The organism is Bacteroides sp. RTP31139st1_H2_RTP31139_211217 (assembly GCF_040227615.1).
Classification (GTDB): Bacteria; Bacteroidota; Bacteroidia; order Bacteroidales; family Bacteroidaceae; genus Bacteroides; species Bacteroides uniformis.
In genome coordinates this window covers 7,220-11,716 of sequence record NZ_JBCNZM010000153.1, presented here as the reverse complement: position 1 = coordinate 11,716, position 4,497 = coordinate 7,220, and the positions used below count along the sequence as shown (strand labels likewise).

The 4,497-nt window shown below is 43.9% G+C and carries 5 protein-coding genes; all 5 read left to right on the top strand.

All coding sequences use genetic code 11. From position 1 onward, the window contains the following. The first annotated feature begins 255 nt into the window (after positions 1 to 255). The 5 genes from ABUA47_RS19395 (at position 256) to der (ending at position 4,490) form a co-directional block, all read left to right on the top strand. Positions 256 to 834: a DUF177 domain-containing protein gene (locus tag ABUA47_RS19395; protein ID WP_005829530.1), complete on the top strand. Its 579-nt coding sequence runs from the start codon at positions 256 to 258 to the stop codon at positions 832 to 834. Between the two features lie 12 nt (positions 835 to 846). Continuing rightward, complete coding sequence (gene rpmF, locus ABUA47_RS19390; RefSeq protein ID WP_004288267.1) at positions 847 to 1,032, top strand: 50S ribosomal protein L32; 186 nt, start codon at positions 847 to 849, stop codon at positions 1,030 to 1,032. A 123-nt stretch (positions 1,033 to 1,155) separates the two neighbouring features. After that, positions 1,156 to 2,160 (top strand): beta-ketoacyl-ACP synthase III, encoded by a 1,005-nt coding sequence (locus ABUA47_RS19385; RefSeq protein ID WP_005829534.1) that lies wholly within the window; start codon positions 1,156 to 1,158, stop codon positions 2,158 to 2,160. An 85-nt stretch (positions 2,161 to 2,245) separates the two neighbouring features. Further along, entirely contained in the window at positions 2,246 to 3,127 is an 882-nt protein-coding gene (era, locus tag ABUA47_RS19380; RefSeq protein ID WP_005829536.1) for a GTPase Era, read from the top strand. A gap of 49 nt (positions 3,128 to 3,176) precedes the next feature. Further along, on the top strand, positions 3,177 to 4,490 hold the full coding sequence (gene der, locus ABUA47_RS19375) for a ribosome biogenesis GTPase Der (RefSeq protein WP_005829538.1): 1,314 nt from the start codon (positions 3,177 to 3,179) through the stop codon (positions 4,488 to 4,490). The last annotated feature ends 7 nt before the right edge of the window (positions 4,491 to 4,497 follow it).

The following is a 4,497-nucleotide window of genomic DNA, read 5'->3' as shown; positions in this document are numbered from 1 at the left end:
GGGAGAGTAGGTAGTCGCCGTTTTCAGAAGAAGCCTCCGTGTCTGATAAGGATACGGAGGCTTTGTTCGTTTTATATCTTTACATATACTTGGATGCCGGCATGGATTGTTCTTGTGTTTTAGGCCATGAGTTTTCTGCTGATTTGTAGTGATATCAGGGTGAAATGAACATAAAAAAATGAATATTTTACTCTAAATACTACATAATGAGGATAATTATTCGTATCTTTGTCGCCCGAATAAACAAAAGAAGCTTTGGGAAAGTTTGATAAATACAAAATAGACCTGAAAGGTATGCAAGCAGATTCATGCAAATATGAGTTTGTGCTAGATAACCTTTTCTTTGCCAATATTGATGGACCGGAAGTGCAGAAGGGTAAAGTCAATGTGGTGTTAGTTGTAAAGAAAACATCTCGTGCTTTCGAATTGAACTTCCAGACAGACGGAATGGTGTGGGTGCCATGTGACCGTTGTTTGGACGATATGGAACAGCTTGTCAGCTCGACAGATAAGCTGCTGGTTAAGTTCGGTCATGAATATGCCGAAGAAGGTGACAATCTCATAGTAATTCCCGAAGAGGAAGGTGAGATTAATGTAGCATGGTTTATGTACGAGTTTGTAGCTTTGGCCATCCCCATGAAGCATGTGCATGCTCCGGGTAAGTGTAACAAGGCAATGACCAGCAAATTGAGTAAGCATATGCGCACTACTCCGGATGATGATATGGCTGAGGACACATTTGCTCCGGAAGAAGAGGTGGAGCTGATGAATGAAGAAGAAACGCAGGTAGACCCGCGTTGGGACGAATTAAAGAAAATATTAGATAACAATTAAAGATTAAAGAAAATGGCACATCCTAAGAGAAGACAGTCAAAAACAAGAACTGCGAAGAGAAGAACTCATGATAAAGCAGTAGCTCCTACACTGGCTATTTGCCCGAATTGTGGTGAGTGGCATGTATATCACACTGTATGTGGTGCATGTGGTTACTATAGAGGTAAGCTTGCAGTTGAAAAGGAAGCTGCCGTATAATTACGGTCAGTTTGACTAAAACTTATACTTGAATATCGGGCGTCTAAAAAGATTTGTAATTTAATAAGCAAACCTTTTTAGACTACCGTTGTTTCAGTAGTTCTATAAGTAAACAAGATTTTAATGGAAAAAATAAATGCAGTAATTACAGGAGTCGGCGGTTATGTACCTGATTACGTCTTGACGAACGACGAAATCTCAAGAATGGTGGATACGAATGACGAATGGATTATGACTCGTATCGGAGTAAAGGAAAGACGTATCCTGAATGAAGAAGGGTTAGGTAGTTCCTATATGGCGCGTAAAGCTGCCAAACAGCTGATGCAACGTACTGGCGCGGATCCGGATGATATAGATCTGGTGATTGTAGCTACTTCCACTCCGGATTATCATTTCCCTTCTACAGCTTCTATTTTATGTGATAAGTTAAGGCTGAAAAATGCATATGCTTTTGACTTGCAGGCAGCCTGCAGCGGATTTCTCTATCTGATGGAGACGGCGGCCAATTTCATCCGTTCTGGAAGATATAAGAAGGTTATCATTGTGGGAGCCGACAAGATGTCGTCAATGGTTGATTATACAGACCGTGCTACTTGTCCTATCTTTGGAGACGGCGCTGCAGCTTTCATGCTCGAGCCGACAACAGAAGATGTAGGTATTATGGATGCTATTCTGAGAACCGACGGCAAAGGTTTGCCTTTCCTGCATATGAAAGCGGGTGGGTCGGTTTGTCCTCCCTCTTATTTTACTGTAGACAACCACATGCATTACATTTATCAGGAAGGACGTACTGTGTTTAAGTATGCCGTATCCAATATGTCGGATGTTAGCGCGGCCATTGCCGAGAAAAACGGTCTGACAAAGGATAGCATTGACTGGGTGATTCCGCACCAGGCCAATCTTCGTATCATTGATGCTGTGGCACATCGTCTGGAAGTTCCTCGTGAGAAAGTACTGATTAATATCGAACGTTACGGCAATACCAGTGCTGCTACGTTGCCTCTTTGCATCTGGGACTTTGAAGATAAGCTGAAGAAAGGCGACAACCTTATTTTCACTGCATTCGGCGCAGGATTTACCTGGGGAGCCGTGTATGTGAAGTGGGGATACGACGGAAAGAAGCAGTAACATACTATTGCTAAATATAATATGATAAAAACGCATCCTATTTCGATTCGATGCGTTTTTTTGTCTCAATTCAAATACTGAAGTCATGCACAAAGCAGGTTTTGTAAATATCGTGGGAAATCCGAATGTGGGCAAATCCACATTGATGAACGTTTTGGTAGGTGAGCGCATTTCTATCGCCACTTTCAAGGCGCAGACCACCCGTCATCGGATTATGGGCATCTATAATACGGATGACATGCAAATTGTGTTTTCGGACACTCCGGGTGTATTGAAGCCAAACTATAAGTTACAGGAGTCCATGCTGAATTTCTCCACTTCGGCATTGACGGATGCGGATGTGTTGCTGTATGTGACAGATGTGGTTGAGACTCCCGACAAGCATAATGACTTTGTGGAGAAAGTAGGACACTTGGACGTTCCGGTATTGCTGCTTATCAATAAGATTGATTTAAGCAACCAGGAAAAGCTGGTGGAACTGGTGGAAGCATGGAAGGAATTGCTGCCGAAGGCGGAAATTATTCCTATCTCTGCTACTTCGAAATTTAATGTGGATTATGTCATGAAGCGGGTGAAGGAGCTGTTGCCCGACTCACCTCCTTATTTCGACAAGGACCAGTGGACGGACAAGCCGGCGCGTTTCTTCGTGACCGAAATAATCCGTGAGAAAATTCTGTTGTACTACGATAAGGAAATCCCTTATTCGGTGGAGGTGATGGTAGAACAGTTTAAGGAGGAGGCAAAGAAGATTCATATCAGTGCCGTAATCTATGTGGAGCGTGATTCGCAAAAAGGTATTATCATAGGCAAGCAGGGGAAGGCTTTGAAGAAAGTGGCTACTGAAGCGCGCCGTGATTTGGAGAGGTTTTTCGGGAAAACGATATTCCTGGAGACGTTTGTGAAAGTTGATAAGGATTGGCGGAGTTCGGACAAGGAACTGCGTAATTTTGGTTATCAGCTGGATTAAGAGTTATTCATACGACTGTGACAGTCGCAAAAAACAAAGAGTGTGAACTATGGGAAATTTAGTTGCAATCGTAGGACGTCCCAATGTGGGAAAGTCTACATTATTTAACCGTCTGACCAAGACACGTCAGGCAATTGTGAATGAGGAAGCGGGAACCACCCGTGACCGCCAATATGGAAAGACCGAATGGTTGGGACGTGAGTTCTCCGTGGTAGATACCGGCGGTTGGGTAGTGAACTCTGATGATATTTTCGAAGAGGAGATTCGTAAGCAGGTATTGATGGCGGTGGATGAAGCCGACGTGATTCTGTTCGTGGTGGATGTGATGAACGGGGTTACGGACCTCGACGAGCAGGTGGCTGCCATCTTGCGTCGTGCCAAGAAGCCTGTGTTGCTGGTTGCCAATAAGACTGATAATCATGAACTGCAATACAATGCTCCTGAGTTTTACAGTTTGGGTTTGGGTGACCCTTATTGTATTTCTGCTGTAACGGGTAGCGGTACGGGCGATATGATGGACCTTATCGTCAGCAAGTTCAAGAAGGAATCTGATGAAATTCTGGACGAGGATATTCCCCGCTTTGCAGTAGTGGGACGCCCTAATGCCGGAAAGTCTTCCATAGTCAATGCCTTTATTGGAGAAGACCGCAACATCGTGACGGAGATTGCCGGTACCACGCGCGATTCTATCTATACCCGCTACAATAAATTCGGTTTTGATTTCTACCTGGTAGATACGGCGGGTATCCGTAAGAAGAACAAGGTGAATGAGGATTTGGAGTACTACTCCGTAATCCGTTCCATTCGTTCCATTGAGAATGCAGATGTATGTATTTTGATGGTAGACGCTACGCGTGGCATCGAAAGCCAGGATTTGAATATCTTCTCCTTGATACAGAAGAATGCCAAGGGGCTGGTGGTTGTGGTGAACAAGTGGGACTTGGTGAAGGACAAGACTGTGAAGGTGATGAAGACTTTCGAAGATGCTATCCGCAACCGTTTCGCTCCGTTTGTGGATTTTCCTATCATCTTTGCTTCGGCACTGACCAAACAGCGTATTCTGAAGGTATTGGAAGAGGCGCGTGATGTGTACGAAAATCGTATGACGCGTATTCCGACAGCTCGTTTGAACGAGGAAATGCTGCCGCTTATCGAGGCGTATCCACCCCCTTCAATTAAGGGTAAGTATATCAAGATAAAGTATATTACGCAGTTGCCCAATACCCAGGTGCCGTCATTTGTTTATTTTGCAAATCTTCCACAATATGTGAAAGAGCCTTACAGACGATTCCTGGAAAATAAGATGCGTGAGAAATGGAAGTTGACCGGAACTCCGATAAATATCTATATCCGGCAGAAGTAAAATATAT

Excerpts from the sequence above, each read along its gene's own strand:
- rpmF (WP_004288267.1), top strand. The coding sequence starts at position 847 with ATGGCACATCCTAAGAGAAGACAGTCAAAAACAAGAACTGCGAAGAGA.
- der (WP_005829538.1), top strand. The coding sequence starts at position 3,177 with ATGGGAAATTTAGTTGCAATCGTAGGACGTCCCAATGTGGGAAAGTCT.
- era (WP_005829536.1), top strand. The coding sequence starts at position 2,246 with ATGCACAAAGCAGGTTTTGTAAATATCGTGGGAAATCCGAATGTGGGC.
- ABUA47_RS19385 (WP_005829534.1), top strand. The coding sequence starts at position 1,156 with ATGGAAAAAATAAATGCAGTAATTACAGGAGTCGGCGGTTATGTACCT.